Here is a 19,981-nt window from a genome sequence, read left to right as displayed (position 1 = left end):
GACTACCGGCCCTGCTTATCGCTGCACGCAGCGACGACTTCAACTGCCTGCGGGTTTCTTCTGCAGGCCGTCGAGCAGTGCCTTGTGAAAGCGCTCAGGCTCCTGGATCTGCGGCGAATGGCCAAGGTCGGGGAAGGTCACCAGGGTCGCGTCGGGGATACGTTTGGCGGTGGCCGGGCCCAGTGCCTTGTAGTTGCCCAGTTTGCCGCGCACGGCCTCGGGGGCGGCGTCCTTGCCGATGGCGGTGTTGTCCTGCTCGCCGATCAGCAACAGCGTGGGCATCTGCAGTTCGGAAAATTCGTAGACCACCGGCTGGGTGTAGACCATGTCGTAGGTCAGCGCCGAGTTCCAGGCGACGATCTCCTTGCCGTCACCGTTGAACATGCCTGCCTGCATGTCGACCCAACGATCGAACTCGGGCCGCCACTGGCCGGCGTAGTAGGTGTTCTTCTGGTAGTTGCGGCTGGCCTCGGCGGTGGTTTTCAGTTCGCGCTGGTACCACTGATCGACGCTCAGGTAAGGCACGCCGAGGGTTTTCCAGTCCTCCAGGCCGATCGGGTTGACCATCACCAGTTGCTCGACCTGATCGGGGTAGAGCAGGGCGTAGCGGGTGGCGAGCATGCCGCCCATGGAGTGGCCCATGACGGTCACCTTGTCGACACCGATCTGTTCGAGCAGTGCATGGGTGTTGCTGGCCAGTTGCTGGAAGCTGTATTGGTAATGCGCCGGCTTGCTGGATTTGCAGAAACCGATCTGGTCCGCCGCTATCACGCGGTAACCCGCGGCGCTGAGCGCCGCAATGCTGCCTTCCCAGGTTGCCGCACAGAAGTTCTTGCCATGCATCAGCAGCACGGTGCGGCCGTTGGCCTGCTCGGGCTGGATGTCCATGTAGGCCATCTGCACCGCGTTGCCCTGGGATTCGAAGTTGAAGCGTTTGACTGCATGGGGGTAGTCGAAACCTTGCAGCTCGGCGCCATAGCGCGGCGTTTCGGCAGCAAGGGCAGGCAGGCTGGCTGCGATCAGCAAAGAGGCGAGGGTAGTGCGCACGGCGATGCTCCAGACGAAGAGGGGAGCAAAGAGTGACCCGCCATTGCCGCGCGCATTTCGCCCAAGTGGTTACAAAACCTGTCGGTCAGCCGAGTTCCCGCACGTAACGCAGCATGTCCGGTGCGCCGGCCTGCAGCAGCCCTTCGCCCAGCGCGCAGGCCTGGGGCGAATGCTTGGGCAGCAACAGGAACTCCGGCGAGCCCGGCGTGCGCAGCAAGCTCAGGCGCGCATAGGGCACCTCGTGCTCCATCAACAGCTGCATGAAGCAGGCATCGCTCCAGGCCGCGCAGGGCATCGCCAGGGCGTGGTAACGCTGTTCCAGGTCGCGCAGGCCGGCGGGGCTGATGCGGTAGTAGGTAATGTGCGCCGGCAGGGTGATTTCCAGGCCGCGCAGCCGCGCATAGGCCACTGCGCTGGCGAACGCTTCGGGATTCGCCTCGCCAGCCCAGAACAGCCGCTCGCCGCGCCACTGGGCGTGAAACAGCTCGAGATCCTGCTGCGGATAGTCGGGCAGCGCCTTGCTCAGGTGCTTGAGGAAGTCGCGATAGCTGATGATGCGAATCTGCCGGCAGGCTTCACTGGCCGCGTAGTCCTCGAGGCTGCCGTAGCTGCCGTCGCAATGCACCAGGCTGTCGACCAGGCGCAGGTCGAACTGCGGCAGATGGCGATGCTCGACCTCGATGAGCTGGATCAGCGCGGCGTGGGCTTCGGCCTTGTCTTCCTGCACCGGACCGGACAGGGCGCTGCGCGGCAGATCCTTGAGGCGCTGCAGCGGCGGGCCGCCGAGCCAGCAGATGTTGTCGGCAAAGGTGGGGATGGCGGAGAACGGCAGCTGCAACTGGCTGGCGCGTTCGAAGATCGGCTTGCAGCCGCGGCCAAGCAGACCGACGCGCTGGGCCAGGGCGGCCAGGCGTGAGGCAAGAAGGCTGGGCTGTTCAGGCAGGCTCATGGCAGCTCACGTACGTCGGTTTGCCTGGCGCAGTGTGGCAGAGCTGGCGGCCAGTTGCACGACCCCGGTGCAGAATGTCGGCGATGTTGCGGCGTGGCGCGTGCAGCGCCTGGGAGTGTGGCAGAATCCGTCGATTGATTTGCAAGGGAGCCTCCATGGCCAGCCTGGTTCTGGATATCGCATTACCCGCAGACCGCGTGCAGGCGATCTATCAGGGGCGGGCCAACCGCATTCAGGCGCTCAGCCGTGACGGGCGCCGGGTCAGCATTCCGGCCCACCATTTCCGCGCGTTTCTGACCCACGCCGGTATTCATGGTTCCTTCGAGCTCGAGTTCAACGATGCCGGTGAGCTGCTCAGCCTGCGGCGCTTGCCCTGAGAACCTGTTCATAATCTTCAGGCCAGGTTCGTCGATTTTGGCAGCTAAGCGGCGAAAGCGGCCATTTGCAGTGGTGGGCTAAAGCCCACCCTACAGATCTGAATAGTGGCGTAAGGGGCCTTTCGTAGGGTGGACGACGCTTCATCCGTCCACCGCTCTGCGATCGAAATGGTGGACAAAAAGAGCGTTGTCCACCCTACGGTGGGAACGGCCGCTTCTGCCTTGTAGTTGCCGCTTCTTGCGTATCTAGCTCGCGAGAGCGTGAACGGGCTCTAATCCTCGCTACGCGAAGGCTTGGCCGGCTATAATTCGCGACTTTCGATTTCGCCACTGCCGAGCTAAGCCTGCCCATGTACAACCTGGCCCGCGAGCTGCTATTCAAACTGTCCCCGGAAACTTCCCACGAGCTGTCCATCGACCTGATCGGCGCCGCTGGCCGCCTGGGGCTGGCCGGGCGCCTGTGCAAGGCGCCGAGCAGCCTGCCGGTAACGGTCATGGGGCTGCAGTTCGCCAACCCGGTAGGGTTGGCCGCGGGCCTGGACAAGAACGGCGATGCCATCGACGGTTTCGCCGGGCTGGGCTTCGGTTTCGTGGAGATCGGCACCGTCACCCCACGGCCGCAGCCGGGCAACCCCAAGCCGCGCCTGTTCCGCCTGCCGGAGGCCGAGGCGATCATCAACCGCATGGGCTTCAACAACCATGGCGTCGACCACCTGCTGGCCCGCGTGCAGGCAGCCAAATACCGTGGCGTGCTGGGCATCAACATCGGCAAGAACGTCGATACCCCGGTCGAGCGTGCGGTGGACGATTACCTGATCTGCCTGGACAAGGTCTACGCCCACGCCAGCTACATCACCGTCAACGTCAGCTCGCCGAACACGCCGGGCCTGCGCAGCCTGCAGTTCGGCGATTCGCTCAAGCAACTGCTCGATGCCCTGCACAAGCGCCAGAACCAACTGACCCTCAGCCATGGCCGGCGTGTGCCGCTGGCGATCAAGATCGCCCCGGACATGAGCGACGAGGAAACCGTGCAGGTCGCCACCGCGCTACTGGAAAGCGGCATGGATGCGGTGATCGCCACCAACACCACGCTGAGCCGCGAGGGCGTCGAGAACCTGGCGTTCGCCAATGAGGCCGGTGGGCTTTCCGGTGCGCCGGTGCGTGACAAGAGCACCCACACGGTCAGCGTGTTGGCGAGCGAACTGGGGGGGAGGTTGCCGATCATCGCCGCCGGTGGCATCACCGAAGGCCGGCATGCCGCCGAAAAGATCGCCGCAGGGGCGAGCCTGGTGCAGATCTATTCGGGCTTCATCTACAAGGGGCCGGCGTTGATTCGCGAAGCGGTAGACGCCATTGCCGCGGCGCGGCGCTGAATCACGGGCAATAAAAAGGGCTCCCTAAGGGAGCCCTGGGCTCTCGCCCGCCGCTCGGATGGAGCGTGCTTGGTGAAGTCGGTAGGTCCTTGGCTTTAGCCGACAGCGCGAAGTTCGTTGAGTCGATGGATACCGGCAGTGCCGGTCAAACCGTCCCAGTTGTCACCGCGGCCTTCACGCCAGCCATTGAGCCAGGCTTGACGCACGGACGGAAGAGTGAAAGGACACAGCTCGCGGGATTTACCACTGATACCGTACTGATAGCCGCGCAAAAATGCTTTTTCTAACGGATCACGCTTAAGTCTTCTCATAGGGTGTTGCCCTCACTTGTTGACTGTATGTCCCGTAGACCTTTGGAAGGTCAGGCAGAAGGTCTGCCGTTGGAGTCCGCTGCCGGCGTCGCGAGCCTCCATGTGCCGACGTCATTGCGACGACGGCCTGGGTAGATTTCTATCGAATGTGCGATGCGCTGTGAATGATCGATTTGTCATAAGGACGTAACGCTTTCGAGGGTGAGGCCATAAGCTTTTCAGCTGCTAGCCGCGTTGCTGGCTGAAACCCGCGCTACCAGCGGCTTGTGTGAACGTTGCTGGTGTTTTGCCATCGTGAATGGCTATCGATTGCAGCTGCAATTTATTCAGACGAAGGGTCGCATTGCGACTTCTTGTCACTTATTTTTGGTTGCGCCCACCACTGGGCCAAACCCATTACCGCCTTCGGGCACTGGATTTCTGATGTCGGACGATAACGAACTCTTCCTCACGTGCCCCAAGGGGCTCGAAGGCCTGTTGCTCGAGGAAGCCAAGGCGCTGGGCCTCAACGAGGCCCGCGAGCACACCTCGGCAATTCGCGGCCTGGCCAGCATGGAGACGGCGTATCGCCTGTGCCTGTGGTCACGACTGGCCAACCGGGTGCTGCTGGTGCTGGCGCGCTTCCCGGTGCGCGATGCCGAGAGCCTTTATGAGGGCGTGCTCGGTGTCGACTGGTTCGAGCACCTGGAGCCCAGTGGCAGCCTGGCCGTGGAGTTCAGTGGTAATGGCTCGGGGATCGACAACACCCACTTCGGCGCCTTGAAGGTCAAGGACGCCATCGTCGACAAGCTGCGCCAGGCCGACGGCACTCGCCCCTCGGTGGACAAGCTCAACCCGGATCTGCGCGTGCACCTGCGCCTGGATCGTGGCGAAGCGATCCTCTCCCTGGATCTCTCCGGCCACAGCCTGCACCAGCGCGGCTACCGCCTGCAGCAGGGTGCGGCGCCGTTGAAAGAGAACCTGGCCGCTGCCGTGCTGATCCGCGCCGGCTGGCCGCGGATCGCCGCCGAGGGTGGCGCGTTGGCCGACCCGATGTGCGGCGTGGGCACCTTCCTGGTCGAGGCGGCGATGATCGCCGCCGATATCGCGCCGAATCTGACGCGCGAGCAGTGGGGCTTCAGCAACTGGCTGGGTCATGTGCCGGCCACCTGGAGCCGCCTGCGTGCCGAAGCCGAGGAGCGCGCTGCAGCCGGTATGGCCAAGCCGCCGCTATGGATTCGTGGCTACGAAGCCGACCCGCGACTCATCCAGCCGGCGCGCAACAACATCGACCGCGCCGGGTTGAGCGACTGGATCAAGGTCTACCAGGGCGAGGTGGCGACCTTCGAGCCGCGCCCGGACCAGAACCAGAAGGGGCTGGTGATCAGCAACCCGCCCTACGGCGAGCGCCTGGGCGACGAGGCCAGCCTGCTGTACCTCTACCAGAACCTCGGCGAGCGCCTGCGCCAGGCCTGCATGGGCTGGGAGGCAGCGGTGTTCACCGGTGCGCCCGATCTGGGCAAGCGGATGGGCATCCGCAGCCACAAGCAGTATTCGTTCTGGAACGGCGCCTTGCCGTGCAAACTGCTGCTGATCAAGGTGCAGCCCGAGCAGTTCGTCACCGGCGAGCGGCGCACGCCGGAGCAGCGCGAACGTGAACGCGAGCAGAATGAGTTGCAGGCCGAGGCGCCCAAGCTCAACCGCAACGGCAACCCGATCAAGCCGGCCCCAGCGCCGGTCGAGCAGGCGCGCCTGAGCGAGGGCGGGCAGATGTTCGCCAACCGCCTGCAGAAGAACCTCAAGCAGCTCGGCAAATGGGCGCGCCGCGAAGGCGTCGACTGCTACCGCCTCTACGATGCCGACATGCCCGAGTACGCCCTGGCCATCGACCTGTACCACGACTGGGTGCATGTGCAGGAATACGCGGCGCCGCGTTCGATCGACCCGGAAAAGGCCCAGGCGCGGCTGTTCGATGCCCTGGCGGCGATTCCCCAGGCGCTCGGCATCGACAAGAGCAAGGTGGTGATCAAGCGCCGCGAGCGGCAGAGCGGCAGCAAGCAGTACGAGCGCCAGGCGGTCCAGGGGCAGTTCATGGAGGTGAAGGAGGGCGGCATCAAGCTGCTGGTCAACCTCACCGATTACCTGGATACCGGGCTGTTCCTCGACCACCGCCCGCTGCGCCTGCGCATCCAGAAGGAGGCCGCCGGCAAGCGCTTCCTCAACCTGTTCTGCTACACCGCCACGGCATCCGTGCATGCGGCCAAGGGTGGCGCGCGCAGCACCACCAGCGTCGACCTGTCGAAAACCTACCTGGACTGGGCGCGCCGCAATCTGTCGCTCAATGGTTTCTCGGACAAGAACCGCCTGGAGCAGGGCGACGTGATGAGCTGGCTGGCCGACGACCGTGGCGAGTACGAGCTGATCTTCATCGACCCGCCGACCTTCTCCAATTCCAAGCGCATGGAAGGCGTGTTCGACGTGCAGCGCGACCACGTGCAGTTGCTGGACATGGCCATGGCGCGCCTGGCGCCGGGCGGCGTGCTGTATTTCTCCAACAACTTCCGCAAGTTCGCCCTCGACGAGCAGTTGCCGGCGCGTTATCAGGTCGAGGAAATTACCGCCCAGACCATCGATCCGGACTTCGCGCGCAACGCCAAGATCCACCGCGCCTGGAAGGTGATGGCCAAGTAACGCCGCAACGATAGAAAACCGTAGCCTGGGTTGAGCGTAGCGATACCCAGGGCGATCCCCCGGGTGTCGCTAGGCTCGACCCGGGGTACCTCATACCATTATCTGGCGGCGCTCTTCGGCTGCTTATAGAGGTCGAGCAGCACCTGATCGAGAATCACCGAGGCGCCCCAGGGTTTCGGGTCGTTGAGGATGGCCACCACGGCCCAGCTGTTGCCGTTGCTGTCGCGGCTGAAGCCGGCGATGGCGCGCACGTTGTTCAGGGTGCCGGTCTTGATGTGCGCCTGGCCGGCCATCGGCGTGTTGCGCAGGCGTTTGCGCATGGTGCCGTCCAGCGCGACGATCGGCATCGAGCTGATGAACTCGGCGGCATAGGGGCTCTTCCATGCCGCCTCGAGGATGCGGCCCATTTCCCGAGCGCTGATGCGTTCGGCGCGGGACAGCCCGGAGCCGTTTTCCATCACCAGTTGCGGTGCGGTGATGCCCTTGCGGGCCAGCCAGGCGCGAATCACCCGTTGTGCGGCGTGGGCATCGTCGACATCCGCCTCGTTGCGGTTCTGCGCGCCGATGCTGAGGAACAGCTGGCGGGCCATGGTGTTGTTACTGTACTTGTTGATGTCGCGGATGATCTCCACCAGGTCTGGCGAGAAGGCGCGGGCCAGCAGGGTGGCGCTCTTCGGCACGTCGGCCTGGCGGTCCTTGCCCATGATGCTGCCGCCCAGCTCGCCGAAGATCGCCCGTACCGCACCGGCGGCATAAGCCGGGTGATCGAGCAGTGACAGGTAGGTCTGGGCGCTGCAGCCGTCGGTCAGCTGGCCAGTGACGATCACCCGGGTGCCGTCGAATTCCTTGACCGGGTTGTAGCGCACATCCGGCCAGGCCGGGCATTTGCCGGCCTTGAGCACCTTGACCTGGTTGTCCAGGGTCAACCCGGCCAGGGGCGGCTCGGCGGCTACCGTGACCTTGCCATTCTCGGCACGGGCGATGAAGCGCAGCGCCTTGAGGTTGACCAGCAGCGAATCGGGGGTGACCAGATAGGGCTTGTTGGCATCGCCACCATCATCATTGAAGGCCGGCAGATCCGGTTGCACGAAGTGGCTGCGGTCGAGCACGAGGTCGCCGGTCACCTGGCGCACGCCGTTGGCACGCAGGTCACGCAGCATCAACCAGAGCTTTTCCATGTTCAGCTTGGGATCGCCGCCACCCTTGAGGTACAGGTTGCCGTTGAGCACGCCGTCCTTGAGCTGGCCGTCGGTGTAGAACTCGGTCTTCCACTGGAAGGTCGGGCCAAGTATCTCCAGGGCTGCGAAGGTGGTGATCAGCTTCATGGTCGAGGCCGGGTTCACCGACACATCGGCATTGAAAATGGTGCCATTGCCCGGGCCGTTGAGCGGCAGGGTCACCACCGACAGCGACTGCTGGCCGATCTTGTTGGCCTTCAGGCTCTTGGTCACGCTTTCCGGAAGGTTGGCGCTGATGGCTGCATGGGCAGGCAGGGCCGTGGGCAGGACGAGGCAGGCGAAAGCCAGAGGGCGGAGGATGCGTAGCCTCCGAACAGCGGGTACAACGGAAAATCGCATTACGAGCTCCCACAGCGGTTTGGGACGATGCCGCGCATTATGCCCCATGAGATGGCCGCCAAGGGGCCGTGATTGGGGGATTTTATGGCCGCCGATCCAATGCCGGCCGTCGCCGCAGCAGCACGGGGGATTTTTCGTCGGTCGGCGGGCATCGCCGCCACGAAACTGGTAGAGTGCCGCGCGTTATCACTCTGCAAGGATCTATACCCATGGCTACCAATCGTTCCCGTCGTCTGCGCAAGAAACTCTGTGTGGACGAGTTTCAGGAGCTGGGTTTCGAGCTGAACCTGACTTTCAAGGAAGACCTGAGCGATGAAGCGGTCGACGCCTTCCTCGATGCCTTCCTGAGCGACGCGATGAACGCCAACGGCCTGGGCTATGTTGGCGGTGACGACTACGGCCTGGTGTGTCTGGCCAAGCGTGGTTCGGTCAGCGAAGAACAACGTGCCGCCGTGGAAGCCTGGCTCAAGGGCCGTTCCGAGCTGGTCGATTTCAGCGTCAGCCCGCTGCTGGACGTGTGGTACCCGGAAAAAGAGATCAACTCGGCTTCCTGATCCACCGAGGGCCTCATTCGAGGCCCTTTTCTTTTGTACCGCGCTACGCGGCTCACTCGTCACTCGCTACCTTCGTTTCCGATTGCTGCGCCGGCGCTCGTTCGCTGATCGCCGTGGCGCGTTGCCTGGCGGCTTCGCGGTTATCCAGCCACTGGCGCAGGCCGTGCATCAGCAGGGCGATGAACAGGGTCAGCAGGATACCCAGGGTGACGTTGAACAGGCGTACCTGCGGCAGGTGCCAATCCTTGGCCAGGCTCTCGGCCAGGAGCACGAAACAGACCGTCGTCTGCAGCACGAACAGGCCGTAGTGGTTGGCCTGCAGGGCGCGGCTGAGCATGATCAGCGGCAGCATGATGGCTACCATCAGCGGCGGGCTCTGCAGGCTATGGCCGAACAGGATCAGCAGGCCGGCGGCGGTCAGGCTGGCCATGCTCGCCTGCAGCGCCCGCACCAGGCTGCCGCGGAATTCCAGCTGCAAGGTGGTCACCACCGCCAGGGTCAGCCAGTAGCCGCGCTGCAGGTGCGCCAGGTTGACGATCAAGCCGGCCATGGACACCGCCAGCGTGCAGCCCAGCGCGTACAGGCCCCATTGCTGGCGGGACTGGCGCCCGGCGTGGCGGCGCAGCACCTTGAGCAGGCTGATCAGGCGCGGCATGTGTGGCCACATGCGCAAGCCATGCAGGCCACGCAGGCCGAATGCCAGGAGCATCACCCAGAGCCCGCCGAGCATGAACAGCATGGCGATGGCGTTGGGGTTGTTGAGCATGCTGCTGCCGTATTGGCCTTGGCCCAGGCACAGGCACACCGTCAGGCCGATACCCAGCTTGCCGGCTTCGGTGCCAAAGCGCTGCAGCCAGGCCAGCAGCAGGCCGAAGCCGGCGAACAGCGACAGGCTGATCAGTGGATGGGTGGCCGACCAGAAACCCAGGCCGGCACTGCACGCCCCCAGGCCGGTGAGCAGCAGCATGCGCAACATGCCGAAGCGGTGCAGCGGATTGGCCTGGGCGGCCTGGAAGGCGCCAACCGAGGCCCACAGGAACCCCGGGTGGGCGCTGAACAAACCGAGCAGCAGCGGCAGTGCACAACCCAGCCCGGCGACCACCGCCGAGCCCCAGGCGGGTGGCCCGGCATGCCAGCTGAACAGCTGCCTGAATACCTGGCCCATGCTCAGACCGGACTCGAGCGACCGGTCATTTCCCGCGCCATTTCGGTGGCGTAGCTGTCGGTCATGCCGGCGATGAAGTCGATCATGCGCAGGAACGAGCGGTACAGCGGCCAGTGCGGGTCGGGCGCGTTATGGCCCAGCAGGTCGAGGATGCGACGGTTCTTGAATGACGGCGTGCGCCCGCCGTGTTGTTCCAGCGCCGCACCGCAGAAGGCATTGAGGAGAATTTCCAAGGTGGTGTAGGCGCCGATCTCGTGCAGCGTCTTGCGCTTGTCCTGGAAGATCTTCTCGCGGGCCATGGCCTTGGCCGCTTGTACGCAGTGCTTGGCCGGGCCGTGCATGTGCTCGACCAGGTCGCCTTCCAGGCGGCCTGCCAGCAGGCTGGGCTGCTGCTCGACGAAGGCCTGGGCGGCCGAGTTGGTCAGGTGTTCGATGGCCTTGCCACGCAGGATCGCCAGCTTGCGCCGACGCGAGTCCCGGGGGCCGAGCTGGCGGTAGGTTTCCGGCAGGTCGTCGCCGACCAGATCGAGCAGCAGCGACTCCACTTCGGCGTAGTCGAGCAGCTCCATTTCCAGGCCGTCTTCCAGGTCGATCAGGCCGTAGCAGATATCGTCAGCGGCCTCCATCAGGTAAACCAGGGGATGGCGCGCCCAGCGCTGCTCCTCGAGCAGCGGCAGGCCCAGCTTGCTGGCGATCTGTTCGAGCAGCGGCAGTTCGCTCTGGTAGCAGCCGAACTTGTGCTTCTTGTAGCCCAGTGCCTCGGCATGCCGCGAGGTCCAGGGGTACTTCAGGTAGGCGCCAAGGGTGGCGTAGGTGAGCCGCGTGCCGCCATCGAACTGGTGGTACTCCAGCTGGGTGAGCACGCGAAAACCCTGGGCGTTGCCTTCGAAGCTGAGAAAGTCGCCGCGCTCGGCGTCGCTCATGGCGTCCAGCCAGCCACGCCCGGCGGCCTGCTGGAACCAGTGGCGGATGGCGTCTTCGCCGGAGTGGCCGAACGGCGGGTTGCCGATGTCGTGGGCCAGGCAGGACGATTGCACCACCATGCCCAGGTCGCTGGGCTCGCACCAGGCCGGCAGCTCGCTGCGCAGCATTTCGCCAACCCGCATGCCCAGCGAGCGGCCCACGCAACTGACTTCCAGCGAGTGGGTCAGGCGGGTGTGGATGTGGTCGTTGCTGGATACCGGATGCACCTGGGTCTTGCGGCCCAGGCGGCGAAAGGCGCCGGAGAAGATGATCCGGTCGTGATCCTTGTGGAAAGGGCTGCGTCCCAGTTCATCGGCGCTGGCCGACGGTTTGCCGAGACGTTCACGGGTGAGCAGTGTTTGCCAGTCCAAGCGTGCTTCCTTTACCGGGTACCGCGGGTCAAAGATGTGCGCTCTTGCCAGCGGAGCCGCACAGGCGAATGCCCGCTAGCTTCCCTGTTCATTCGGGCAACTGCAAGGCCGTATCCACTAAAGTCCACTGGCGTCGATATCGACCAGCAGCAGGCGCGCGCCATCCTCGATGAACTGCCCGGCGGTCAGGCAATACTGGTTGGTCGTGGCGTCGCGGTAGGTGTTGGACAGGATCAGGCGGCGCTCGTCCCAGCCTTCGGCCAGCAACTGATAGAAGTAGGGGCGCCAGGACCAGTTGTGGCCCAGGTAGCGATCATCGGCTTGCCACCTGCCATCGCGCCATTCCAGGTTCGGGGTGATCTGGGTGCCATGCCTGTCGCATTGGTAAAGGCGCAGCAGCCATGGGTAGGTGGCTGGCGTGACTGCGGGCGCGAGCGACTGGGTGTCGCTTTTCAGCTGCGTGAACAGCTCGGCGAGCTGCCTGCGCAACGCCATGAGGCGCAGGCGCTCGGCGAGCTTGTTCTGTACATAGGCGTCGCGCAACCTGGCGAAGTGCTCGACGAACGCGTCGCTATCGAAGAACTCCAGCTCCGGTTTCGCGAACAGGTAGCCCTGTACAAAACGGGCGCCGCACTCCAGCGCGAAATGCAGTTCGGCCTCGGTCTCCACACCTTCAGCGATGATCCAGCAGCCGGTCTTTTCCGCCATCAGCGCCAGCGCCTTGACCACCTCTCCACTGGGCCCGCCGCGGGCCGCCTCCTGAAACAGGCGCATGTCGAGTTTGAGAATATCGGGGCGCAGCGCCAGCACACGGTCGAGTTGCGAATAGCCTGCACCGAAATCATCGATGGCAATGCGCACTCCGGCCTCGCGGTAGCGAGCGGCCACGGCGGCAAGCCGTGCACTGGCACCACCCAGCTCGGTTATCTCGAACACCACACGCTGTGCAGCGATGCCGCTGCTTGCCAGTTGCTTGAGGCTTGGCAGCGCCTGTGCGGGGCGCAAGCGGCCGATCCAGCGAGGGGAGATATTCACGCTCAGGAACCAGTGGGCGGGGGCCGCATGAAAGCGCGCGAAGGCCTGCTCGCGAATGGCCCGGTCAAGCCTGCGCAGGGCCGCGGCAGGTGTTTTCGGGTCGGCGAACAAGGGGCCGGCGGAATGCAGGCGCCCCTGCGCATCGCGCAAACGGGCCAGCGCCTCGACGCCGGCGATTTGCCCGTTGGCGGTATCGATGAAAGGTTGGAAGACGGCGACAGGTTGACCGTCGAGCACCGGGCACATCCTTAGTGAGAGCGGGCAGGGAGCCAGGCGTTAGCTGGCGTTGAGCGCCCTATCAAGCAATAAGGTGGCCAGTTTTAAGCGTGGTCGGGTTTTTCTGCTGGCTTTTCGCCGGTATCCCGCGGAGCGCGTTTGCGCAGGTCGGGAAAGGCGCCAAGTGCCATGCGTAGCCAGCGGCGCCATTGGCCCCCGCGCATGCCCAGCACCGTCAAGGCGAACACACCGCCGGTGATCCAGATTGGTGCATTGCTTGCCTTTAATTCCTGGCGCCAGTGGCTACCCAGGTCCTTGGCTTTCTGCAGTGGCTGCAGAATGACCAGGGTTTCATGGCGGATTTCCTGGCGATGCATTTCCAGGCGCAGGCGCAGCATGGTCTTGCGCAGTTGCTGAGTGTTCTTGTCGCTCATGGCAGCAGTTGCTCCCGATCACGCGCCAGTTCTTCGAGGCTGGCACTAAACGGGGCAGGCGCATTGCGCATACGTTGAACGAGATTCCAGCCGCAGCCAAGCAGCCCCAGCGCGTAGAACAGGCAGAGGAGGCTGATGACCAGAATACGCTGGGTGTCCCAGAAGAGAATCAGCAGGGCGGCCGACACGCCGATGATCAGCATGAGGCCGAACAGCACGCAGAGGCCCGTCAGGATCAGCAGGGTGACGGTGCGCGCCTGCTGTTCCTTGAGCTCTTCGCTGAACAGTGCGACATGCCCATGAACCAGCCCGAGCAGCGCACCGGCCAGGCGCCGCGGCGAGGGGCCGCGGCTGGGAGGTGCTGCTGTCTGGCTGTCATCCATGGGCTGTCCTGATCAACGTCGGCTAATGAGCATGCCGATCAGTATACCAATGCCGGCGGCAATGCCGATGGTCTGCCACGGATGGGTCTGCACGTAGTCTTCGGTCGCGCCGGCCACTGCGCGGCCACGCTGGACCACGGTTTCCTCGGTGTTCTTCAGGGTGGTGCGTGCACGGCCCAGGCTGTCGCGGATCTGCGCGCGCAGCTCTTCGGCCTGGTCGCCGACCAGGCTGGCCGAGTGCTGCAGCAGGGTTTCGGTGTCACGAACCAGTGCCTGGAATTCTTCCAGCAGCTCTTCCTTGTTGGCGGGAGCTGCGGGGCGCGGGGGGAGGGGGCGTGCCATTGATCAATCTCCTGTAGGTATGAGGCGGTGTAAGGGGTTCGAGTGGCGCACCCCGGGCAGGTTCACTCTATCTGCGTACTGGCTGGGAGGGGGGAATAAAGAAGGGCACAGGCATTGCATTGACGAGCCGCGACGTTGGTCGCGATGCATGCTTATGGTGCTGGCCGGCCTTCGAGGCATCTCTCTGGTGCTTAACTAACTAATTGATAATCAAAGAATAAGTTCAGAAAAGAGCGGGCGATGGAGCGCCGAGAGCCTGGTGCGCTCGGAATGGGTGCGTGACGTGACAAGGTGGTGTGCCTGTAAATGGTGCTTCTTGTTGGGCCTGTGTTCTTTTTTGGTGCTTTTCGCTGCGGAGTCTGTGCTTCGATGGAAAACCTCGACAGTGCCGTGCAAACCCTGATTCACGGTTCGAACACGCTGTTCATTCTGCTTGGCGCGATCATGGTGTTGGCCATGCACGCCGGCTTCGCCTTTCTGGAAGTCGGCACCGTCCGGCAGAAGAACCAGGTCAATGCGCTGTCGAAGATCCTCTCGGATTTCGCCATTTCAGCCGTCGCCTATTTCTTCGTCGGTTACTGGATCGCCTACGGGGTCAGCTTCCTGCATCCGGCCAGCGTGCTGGTCGCCGGCAATGGCTATGCGCTGGTGAAGTTCTTCTTCCTGCTGACCTTCGCGGCGGCAATTCCGGCAATCATTTCCGGGGGCATTGCCGAGCGCGCACGGTTCGGCCCGCAGCTGTGCGCCACTGCGCTGATCGTCGCCTTCGTCTACCCGTTTTTCGAAGGCATGATCTGGAACGGCAACTTCGGCTTGCAGGCCTGGCTGCAGGAACGCTTCGGTGCGCCGTTCCACGATTTCGCCGGCTCGGTGGTGGTGCACGGGGTCGGTGGCTGGCTGGCGTTTGCCGCGGTAGTGCTGCTGGGGCGCCGTGATGGACGCTATCGGGACGGCCGTCTGGTGGCCATGGCGCCGTCGAGCATTCCGTTTCTGGCGCTGGGCTCCTGGGTGCTGATCATCGGCTGGTTCGGCTTCAACGTGATGAGCGCCCAGACCCTGGGCAGCATCAGCGGGCTGGTGGCGGTCAACACGCTGATGGCGATGGTCGGCGGCACCCTGGCGGCGCTGATCGTCGGGCGCAACGACCCGGGCTTCCTGCACAACGGCCCGCTGGCCGGGCTGGTTGCCATCTGCGCCGGCTCCGATCTGATGCATCCGGTGGGCGCGCTGGTCACTGGCGCCATCGCCGGTGCGCTGTTCGTCTGGGCGTTCACCGCGACGCAGGTCAAATGGAAAATCGATGATGTGCTGGGCGTCTGGCCCCTGCATGGCCTGTGCGGCGTCTGGGGCGGCATCGCCTGCGGCATCTTTGGCCAACCGCTATGGGGCGGCCTGGGCGGCGTGAGCCTGGCCAGCCAGCTGGCCGGTAGCCTGGCCGGCGTGGCCGTGGCACTGCTCGGCGGGTTTGCGGTGTATGGCCTGCTCAAGGTACTGGTGGGCATTCGCCTGAGCCAGGAGCAGGAGTACTACGGCGCCGATCTGTCGATCCACAAGATCGGCGCGGTAAGCCAGGACTGAGCAGTTAACCGTCCCCAGCCCTAAACTTTTGTCGAGGCCTGCCGTCAACCTTGGACATGCTCCCGTTTCGGTGACTTGCCATGGCTATTTCCATCCCGCTGTCGACTTCCACGACAGGCCGCTCGCCGCAACTCGGCGGCCAGCCTACCATTCGCAACGCGGCCGATGCCCAGGCCGCGCTGTCCAACCGCCTGGCCGAACGCCTTGGCCTGCCGCCAGGCTCGTTGAATGCCAAGCAGGACGACTTCTCCCCGGAGAAAGTCGCTGATCGCGTGCTGGGTTTCATCGAGCAGCGCCTCAAGAGTGAAGCCGCTTCCGGCGCTGATCCGGAGAAATTGCAGCAGCTTCTCGATCAGGCTCGTTCTGGTGTCCAGAAAGGCTTTGACGAGGCGCGCAAGATGCTCGACGGCATGGGCTTGCTCAAGGACAAGGTCGCCACGGACATCGACGATACCTTCAAGCGCATCGAGCAGGGTTTCGCCGGCCTCGACAAGCTCTACGGTGCCGTGCCGGCCAACGGTGAAAGCAAGGGCGTCACGCCGACCTCCAGCGACCGTTTCGCCGCCGTGGCGGAAAGCTTCGAGCTCAACATCACCACCCGTGACGGCGACCGCTTGCGCGTATCGGTGGCCCAGGCCTCGGCTGCGTGGTCACGTAGCGAAGGCGCGGGCAGCCAGTCCGGCAGCCTGCAGATCGGCGGCTGGCAGGTGGAGGTCGAGGGCGAGCTGGATGATGAGGAAAAGGCCGCCCTGGGGAAGCTCTTCAATCAGGTGCAGGATCTGTCCAATTCCTTCTATTCGGGTGACATGGCCGGGGCTTTCGATCGTGCCATGGCGCTGGACATGGACAGCTCGCAACTGGCCTCCATGTCCCTGCGCCTGACCCAGACCAGCGTGCGCCAGGCCACCGACACCTATGGGGCGGTCTCCAACCAGGGCGGGCAGTCAGCCAGCGCGACCAATGGTGCGCTTACCGATTACGCCCAGGGCCTGCTCGATGCCCTGCGAACGGCCGATGCCTGGGTCAGCGATGGTAAGGGTTTGTTGCAGGATCTGCTCAAGGGCGGCTTCTCGCTGGACGAGCGCTTCGATGCGGGGCGCCTGGAAAAGGCCGAGCAGATCAATGGGCGCCTGCTCGACGGCTTGCAGGGGGTGCTCGACTCGACGCTGGCACCGCAAGGCAAGCAGGCTGGCGAGAAGACCTGAGCAACCGGACGGAGGTGATAGACTGCGCGCTCTGTCACCTTGCAGGCTGCGTCGACCATGCTTCCTGAATGCCAGCTGTTGGGCACCCTCGGTTGTCACCTGTGTGACTACGCGGAGGCCGTGCTGATGCCGTTCGTGGAGAACGGCCTGCTGGTCGAGCTGCTGGATATCGCCGAGCAGCCCGGGCTGCTGGAACGCTATGCGCTGGTCATTCCGGTGTTGCGGCGCACCGACACCGGCGCCGAGTTGCACTGGCCGTTCGACGCGCCGCAGGTAGCCGCTTTTCTGGGCTGACTCACTGCCACTAGAGCAACGAGCCGGGCGCTATGCAGTCAGGCCACTTTTTTCGTTTTGATGGATGGGGAGATGCGGGTATGAATATGGTGCTCGGCGACGCGCTGTCGCTGCTGCTGTTTCGGTTGCATAACGGGCGCCTGTTGGGCATCAACCTGCTCAAGGTCAACGAGATCATTCCCTGTCCCGCGCTGACCAAGATGCCCAGCCGGCATCCCCATGTGCGCGGCGTGGCGACTTTGCGTGGCTCGGCGCTGACGGTCATCGATCTGGCCCGTGCGATTGGCGAACGTGGCGGCAACGACAGTGGCGAAGGCTGCCTGATCGTCACCGAGCTGAGCCGTTCGCGGCAGGGCCTGCATGTGCACAGTGTCGAACGCATCGTGCAGTGTTCGACCCGGGATGTTCGCCCGCCACCCTCGGGCGCCGGTTCGCGTGCGTTCATCACCGGCGTGACGCAGATCGACGGCAACATCGTGCAGATCCTCGACATCGAGAAGGTGCTGCATGAAATCGCCCCGGCGCCGCTTGAGGAGGTCAGCGAGCAACTGCTGAGCCCGGCCGAGCGGCAGCTCCTGCAGGGCCGCCGGGTGCTGGTGGTCGACGACTCCCAGGTCGCCTTGCAGCAGACGCTGATCACCCTGCGCAAGCTCGACCTCGATTGCCAGGCCGTGCGCAGCGCCGCCAGTGCCCTTGAGGTATTGCAAACGGCGCGGGAGGAGGGGCGGCCCGTCGAAGTGCTGGTCTCGGATATCGAAATGCCGGAAATGGATGGTTATGCCCTGGTTCAGCAGATCCGCAAGGACGCCGAACTCGGCGACACCTATGTGCTGCTGCACACCTCGCTGGACAGCACCATGAACACCGAGAAGGCCCGCGCAGTCGGCGCCAACGACGTGCTCACCAAGTTCTCCAGCGTCGACCTCAGCCACGCGCTGCTGCGTGCCTTTCAGCGCCTGAACGACTAGGGTCGGTCGGTTGACGTTTCTCGCCGCACAGCGCGTGCGCCGAAGCGTCCCCGCAGCTCGATCCTATTCGACGCGCTGCTCGCCGGTGAACTGCAGGGTGATCTTGCAGCGCCGGCAGAAGTAGCGGCGCCCCTTTGCCACCAGCGCATGGCGCTGCGCGGAAAACGGAAACTCACCCTGTGGGCACTGGCAGCGGTAGATGAAGCGGCTGACCTGGCGCCGCTTCACGTCGTAGCTATGGCAGCGGTGTGGTGGCAGTTCGTAGACACCACGCATGATCAACTGCCATTCCTCGCCGTGGGGCTGAATGCTCAGGCCGTACAACTGGTGGGCGATCAGGTGGGCCACTTCGTGGGCGACCGTCTGGCGCAGGAAGTCTTCCTGGTTCTCGCGGTAAAGCTGGGGGTTGAAGCGCAGCTTGTTTTCGGTGAGGTGCGCCACGCCAGCTTTCTGCCCGCGCAGCTTGAAGCTCACCTGGGGGCGGGTGAAAGGGCGTTTGAAAAAACTTTCTGCCTGCTGATAGCAGGCTTCGACGCGGGCGTGAATCTGCTCGGACATGGTCGCTACGAAGGCTGGTAACTGGCCGCAATTATGCCGCAGATCGATCTTTTCTGCAGGGTGAAGCGCCTCAGCGGTAGTAGCGCTGCAAGGTTTCCATGGCGCTGTTGATGCGTTGCAGCTGCTGCGTACACCCGCCGCGATCCGGGTGGTGCAGGCTGACCAACTGGCGATAGCGCTGGCGGATGGCTGCCAGATCCAGCACGCCCTGCTGCTCGTCCAGCTCCAGGGTGGCCAGTGCCTGCTGCTTGTCTTCGCCGCCCTGCATGCGCATCCAGAACGCGCCGAGCATCCGTTCGACATCCTCCGCGCCGGTGTCGCGCAGGTGGCTGAGATCCAGATAATAGTCGCGCAGCGGCTCGCGCTCGCTCAGCGCACTTTCGGCGCCCTGGTAAGGCAGCAGGCGAATGCACAGCGGGCTGATCTGCAAGGAGGCGCGGCGCTCGGCATGCAGCTGATCGCGCAGCCGGTACAGCGTATGGAACAGCAGGAAGTGGCTGCGAAACAGCTCCAGGGTGTCGCTGGGTAGGCGCTCGTCACGGCCTTGCCAGCGGCTCAGGCGCAACAGCAGTTCGTATTCGGAGAGCCCGTCGGGCGAGGCCTCCAGCAACTCGAGCAGCCTGCTGCTGGGTAAGGTGTCTTGATTCATCGGCTTTCCTTGGTCGATGAGCTGGCGCGTTGCCGACGGTTAGCCGTTTTGTGGCTGGGGTGCGCCTCGTTTTCTGGGTAAAATGCGCGGCTTCAGTACTTATAGCGGATTCTTGCGCGCCATGGGCACCCTCTCGGTCAATCAGAACAAGCTGCAAAAACGCCTGCGTCGCCAGGCCGGCGAAGCCATCGCCGACTTCAACATGATCGAGGAGGGCGACAAGGTCATGGTCTGCCTGTCCGGTGGCAAGGACAGCTACACCATGCTCGACATCCTGCTGTACCTGCAGAAGGTCGCGCCGATCAACTTCGAGATCGTCGCGGTGAACATGGATCAGAAGCAGCCGGGCTTTCCCGAGCACGTGCTGCCGGCCTACCTGGAGTCCATTGGTGTGGCGTACCACATCGTCGAAAAGGACACCTATTCGGTGGTCAAGGAGAAGATCCCGGAAGGCAAGACCACCTGCTCGCTGTGCTCGCGGCTGCGCCGCGGCACCCTGTACACCTTCGCTGACGAGATCGGCGCGACCAAGATGGCCCTCGGTCACCATCGCGACGATATTCTCGAGACCTTCTTCCTCAACATGTTCTACGGCGGCACCCTCAAGGCCATGCCGCCCAAGCTGCGCGCCGACGACGGGCGCAACGTGGTGATTCGCCCGCTGGCTTATTGCAACGAGGCCGATATCGAGGCCTACAGCAAGCTCAAGGAATTCCCGATCATTCCGTGCAACCTCTGCGGCTCCCAGGAAAACCTGCAGCGCCAGGTGGTCAAGGACATGTTGCAGGAGTGGGAGCGCAAATCGCCGGGCCGCACCGAGATCATGTTCCGCGCTCTGCAGAACGTGGTGCCCTCGCAACTGGCCGACCGTAACCTGTTCGACTTCACCAGCCTGAAGATCGACGAGCAGGCCACGCCGCGCTTTCTCAACGTGATGAATCTGTAATTTCGAGGGCTGACCA

The 19,981-nt window shown here is 64.0% G+C and carries 21 protein-coding genes; 9 read left to right on the top strand and 12 right to left on the bottom strand.

What is annotated here, in order from left to right; translation table 11 throughout:
* Positions 1-39: 39 nt before the first annotated feature.
* Together QYS36_RS13165 and QYS36_RS13160 are read right to left on the bottom strand one after the other, a co-directional pair.
* Positions 40-1,047, bottom strand: a complete 1,008-nt coding sequence (locus QYS36_RS13165) for an alpha/beta hydrolase (protein ID WP_308839904.1) — start codon at positions 1,045-1,047, stop codon at positions 40-42.
* A gap of 85 nt (positions 1,048-1,132) precedes the next feature.
* Positions 1,133-1,996 (bottom strand): DUF6685 family protein, encoded by an 864-nt coding sequence (locus QYS36_RS13160; RefSeq protein ID WP_308839903.1) that lies wholly within the window; start codon positions 1,994-1,996, stop codon positions 1,133-1,135.
* 155 nt (positions 1,997-2,151) lie between these two features.
* Here QYS36_RS13160 and QYS36_RS13155 point away from each other — a divergent pair, with 155 nt between their 5' ends.
* Positions 2,152-2,373: a DUF2835 domain-containing protein gene (locus tag QYS36_RS13155; protein ID WP_308839902.1), complete on the top strand. Its 222-nt coding sequence runs from the start codon at positions 2,152-2,154 to the stop codon at positions 2,371-2,373.
* Between the two features lie 350 nt (positions 2,374-2,723).
* Positions 2,724-3,746 (top strand): quinone-dependent dihydroorotate dehydrogenase, encoded by a 1,023-nt coding sequence (locus QYS36_RS13150; protein ID WP_308839901.1) that lies wholly within the window; start codon positions 2,724-2,726, stop codon positions 3,744-3,746.
* 95 nt (positions 3,747-3,841) lie between these two features.
* Here the strand turns inward: QYS36_RS13150 and rmf are convergent, their stop codons facing one another.
* Positions 3,842-4,057: a ribosome modulation factor gene (gene rmf, locus QYS36_RS13145; protein ID WP_073268316.1), complete on the bottom strand. Its 216-nt coding sequence runs from the start codon at positions 4,055-4,057 to the stop codon at positions 3,842-3,844.
* A gap of 423 nt (positions 4,058-4,480) precedes the next feature.
* Here rmf and rlmKL point away from each other — a divergent pair, with 423 nt between their 5' ends.
* Complete coding sequence (gene rlmKL, locus QYS36_RS13140) at positions 4,481-6,727, top strand: bifunctional 23S rRNA (guanine(2069)-N(7))-methyltransferase RlmK/23S rRNA (guanine(2445)-N(2))-methyltransferase RlmL (RefSeq protein ID WP_308839900.1); 2,247 nt, start codon at positions 4,481-4,483, stop codon at positions 6,725-6,727.
* A gap of 98 nt (positions 6,728-6,825) precedes the next feature.
* Here the strand turns inward: rlmKL and dacB are convergent, their stop codons facing one another.
* Positions 6,826-8,304 carry a D-alanyl-D-alanine carboxypeptidase/D-alanyl-D-alanine-endopeptidase gene (gene dacB / locus QYS36_RS13135; RefSeq protein ID WP_308839899.1) on the bottom strand — a complete coding sequence of 493 codons (1,479 nt, stop codon included), beginning with the start codon at positions 8,302-8,304 and terminating at the stop codon, positions 6,826-6,828.
* Positions 8,305-8,513: 209 nt separating this feature from the next.
* Here dacB and QYS36_RS13130 point away from each other — a divergent pair, with 209 nt between their 5' ends.
* A complete protein-coding gene (locus tag QYS36_RS13130; protein ID WP_308839898.1) occupies positions 8,514-8,858 on the top strand; it encodes a YggL family protein in 345 nt (114 codons plus the stop codon).
* 52 nt (positions 8,859-8,910) lie between these two features.
* On the opposite strand, the gene QYS36_RS13125 is transcribed toward QYS36_RS13130, so the two are convergent.
* From QYS36_RS13125 to QYS36_RS13100, 6 genes are all read right to left on the bottom strand, one after another.
* On the bottom strand, positions 8,911-10,023 hold the full coding sequence (locus tag QYS36_RS13125) for an FUSC family protein (RefSeq protein ID WP_308839897.1): 1,113 nt from the start codon (positions 10,021-10,023) through the stop codon (positions 8,911-8,913).
* A 2-nt stretch (positions 10,024-10,025) separates the two neighbouring features.
* On the bottom strand, positions 10,026-11,357 hold the full coding sequence (locus QYS36_RS13120) for a deoxyguanosinetriphosphate triphosphohydrolase (protein WP_308839896.1): 1,332 nt from the start codon (positions 11,355-11,357) through the stop codon (positions 10,026-10,028).
* Positions 11,358-11,474: 117 nt separating this feature from the next.
* A complete protein-coding gene (locus QYS36_RS13115) occupies positions 11,475-12,629 on the bottom strand; it encodes an EAL domain-containing protein (protein ID WP_308839895.1) in 1,155 nt (384 codons plus the stop codon).
* Between the two features lie 83 nt (positions 12,630-12,712).
* Positions 12,713-13,042 (bottom strand): hypothetical protein, encoded by a 330-nt coding sequence (locus tag QYS36_RS13110; protein ID WP_308839894.1) that lies wholly within the window; start codon positions 13,040-13,042, stop codon positions 12,713-12,715.
* Positions 13,039-13,425, bottom strand: a complete 387-nt coding sequence (locus QYS36_RS13105) for a phage holin family protein (RefSeq protein WP_308839893.1) — start codon at positions 13,423-13,425, stop codon at positions 13,039-13,041. The genes QYS36_RS13110 and QYS36_RS13105 overlap by 4 nt, the downstream gene beginning before the upstream one ends.
* Positions 13,426-13,437: 12 nt before the next feature.
* Complete coding sequence (locus tag QYS36_RS13100; RefSeq protein ID WP_013790966.1) at positions 13,438-13,767, bottom strand: YqjD family protein; 330 nt, start codon at positions 13,765-13,767, stop codon at positions 13,438-13,440.
* Between the two features lie 369 nt (positions 13,768-14,136).
* Here QYS36_RS13100 and QYS36_RS13095 point away from each other — a divergent pair, with 369 nt between their 5' ends.
* The 4 genes from QYS36_RS13095 (at position 14,137) to QYS36_RS13080 (ending at position 17,812) form a co-directional block, all read left to right on the top strand.
* A complete protein-coding gene (locus QYS36_RS13095) occupies positions 14,137-15,345 on the top strand; it encodes an ammonium transporter (protein ID WP_308839892.1) in 1,209 nt (402 codons plus the stop codon).
* Positions 15,346-15,425: 80 nt separating this feature from the next.
* Positions 15,426-16,550: a DUF5610 domain-containing protein gene (locus tag QYS36_RS13090; protein ID WP_308839891.1), complete on the top strand. Its 1,125-nt coding sequence runs from the start codon at positions 15,426-15,428 to the stop codon at positions 16,548-16,550.
* Between the two features lie 57 nt (positions 16,551-16,607).
* Positions 16,608-16,844, top strand: a complete 237-nt coding sequence (locus tag QYS36_RS13085; RefSeq protein ID WP_308839890.1) for a glutaredoxin family protein — start codon at positions 16,608-16,610, stop codon at positions 16,842-16,844.
* A gap of 80 nt (positions 16,845-16,924) precedes the next feature.
* Complete coding sequence (locus QYS36_RS13080; protein ID WP_308839889.1) at positions 16,925-17,812, top strand: chemotaxis protein; 888 nt, start codon at positions 16,925-16,927, stop codon at positions 17,810-17,812.
* Positions 17,813-17,875: 63 nt separating this feature from the next.
* Here the strand turns inward: QYS36_RS13080 and QYS36_RS13075 are convergent, their stop codons facing one another.
* Together QYS36_RS13075 and QYS36_RS13070 are read right to left on the bottom strand one after the other, a co-directional pair.
* Positions 17,876-18,370, bottom strand: coding sequence for a SprT family zinc-dependent metalloprotease (locus QYS36_RS13075; protein WP_308839888.1), 495 nt, complete (start codon positions 18,368-18,370; stop codon positions 17,876-17,878).
* 70 nt (positions 18,371-18,440) lie between these two features.
* Complete coding sequence (locus QYS36_RS13070; RefSeq protein WP_308839887.1) at positions 18,441-19,019, bottom strand: DNA-J related domain-containing protein; 579 nt, start codon at positions 19,017-19,019, stop codon at positions 18,441-18,443.
* 121 nt (positions 19,020-19,140) lie between these two features.
* On the opposite strand from QYS36_RS13070, the gene ttcA reads away from it, so the two are divergent.
* Positions 19,141-19,965 carry a tRNA 2-thiocytidine(32) synthetase TtcA gene (gene ttcA / locus QYS36_RS13065; RefSeq protein ID WP_192425498.1) on the top strand — a complete coding sequence of 275 codons (825 nt, stop codon included), beginning with the start codon at positions 19,141-19,143 and terminating at the stop codon, positions 19,963-19,965.
* Positions 19,966-19,981: the final 16 nt, after the last annotated feature.

Origin of the sequence: Pseudomonas sp. G34 (assembly GCF_031119625.1) — a bacterium.
GTDB lineage: Bacteria > Pseudomonadota > Gammaproteobacteria > Pseudomonadales > Pseudomonadaceae > Aquipseudomonas.
This window is presented reverse-complemented; position numbering and strand designations above follow the sequence as displayed.

Bases quoted from the DNA above. Each gene is read 5' to 3' on its own strand.
- QYS36_RS13080 (WP_308839889.1), top strand. From the start codon at position 16,925: ATGAATATGGTGCTCGGCGACGCGCTGTCGCTGCTGCTGTTTCGGTTG.
- QYS36_RS13090 (WP_308839891.1), top strand. From the start codon at position 15,426: ATGGCTATTTCCATCCCGCTGTCGACTTCCACGACAGGCCGCTCGCCG.
- QYS36_RS13150 (WP_308839901.1), top strand. From the start codon at position 2,724: ATGTACAACCTGGCCCGCGAGCTGCTATTCAAACTGTCCCCGGAAACT.
- QYS36_RS13125 (WP_308839897.1), bottom strand. From the start codon at position 10,023: ATGGGCCAGGTATTCAGGCAGCTGTTCAGCTGGCATGCCGGGCCACCC.
- rlmKL (WP_308839900.1), top strand. From the start codon at position 4,481: ATGTCGGACGATAACGAACTCTTCCTCACGTGCCCCAAGGGGCTCGAA.
- QYS36_RS13100 (WP_013790966.1), bottom strand. From the start codon at position 13,767: ATGGCACGCCCCCTCCCCCCGCGCCCCGCAGCTCCCGCCAACAAGGAA.
- QYS36_RS13095 (WP_308839892.1), top strand. From the start codon at position 14,137: ATGGAAAACCTCGACAGTGCCGTGCAAACCCTGATTCACGGTTCGAAC.
- QYS36_RS13155 (WP_308839902.1), top strand. From the start codon at position 2,152: ATGGCCAGCCTGGTTCTGGATATCGCATTACCCGCAGACCGCGTGCAG.
- dacB (WP_308839899.1), bottom strand. From the start codon at position 8,304: ATGCGATTTTCCGTTGTACCCGCTGTTCGGAGGCTACGCATCCTCCGC.
- QYS36_RS13130 (WP_308839898.1), top strand. From the start codon at position 8,514: ATGGCTACCAATCGTTCCCGTCGTCTGCGCAAGAAACTCTGTGTGGAC.
- QYS36_RS13075 (WP_308839888.1), bottom strand. From the start codon at position 18,370: ATGTCCGAGCAGATTCACGCCCGCGTCGAAGCCTGCTATCAGCAGGCA.
- QYS36_RS13070 (WP_308839887.1), bottom strand. From the start codon at position 19,019: ATGAATCAAGACACCTTACCCAGCAGCAGGCTGCTCGAGTTGCTGGAG.
- QYS36_RS13160 (WP_308839903.1), bottom strand. From the start codon at position 1,996: ATGAGCCTGCCTGAACAGCCCAGCCTTCTTGCCTCACGCCTGGCCGCC.
- QYS36_RS13085 (WP_308839890.1), top strand. From the start codon at position 16,608: ATGCTTCCTGAATGCCAGCTGTTGGGCACCCTCGGTTGTCACCTGTGT.
- QYS36_RS13110 (WP_308839894.1), bottom strand. From the start codon at position 13,042: ATGAGCGACAAGAACACTCAGCAACTGCGCAAGACCATGCTGCGCCTG.
- ttcA (WP_192425498.1), top strand. From the start codon at position 19,141: ATGGGCACCCTCTCGGTCAATCAGAACAAGCTGCAAAAACGCCTGCGT.
- QYS36_RS13105 (WP_308839893.1), bottom strand. From the start codon at position 13,425: ATGGATGACAGCCAGACAGCAGCACCTCCCAGCCGCGGCCCCTCGCCG.
- rmf (WP_073268316.1), bottom strand. From the start codon at position 4,057: ATGAGAAGACTTAAGCGTGATCCGTTAGAAAAAGCATTTTTGCGCGGC.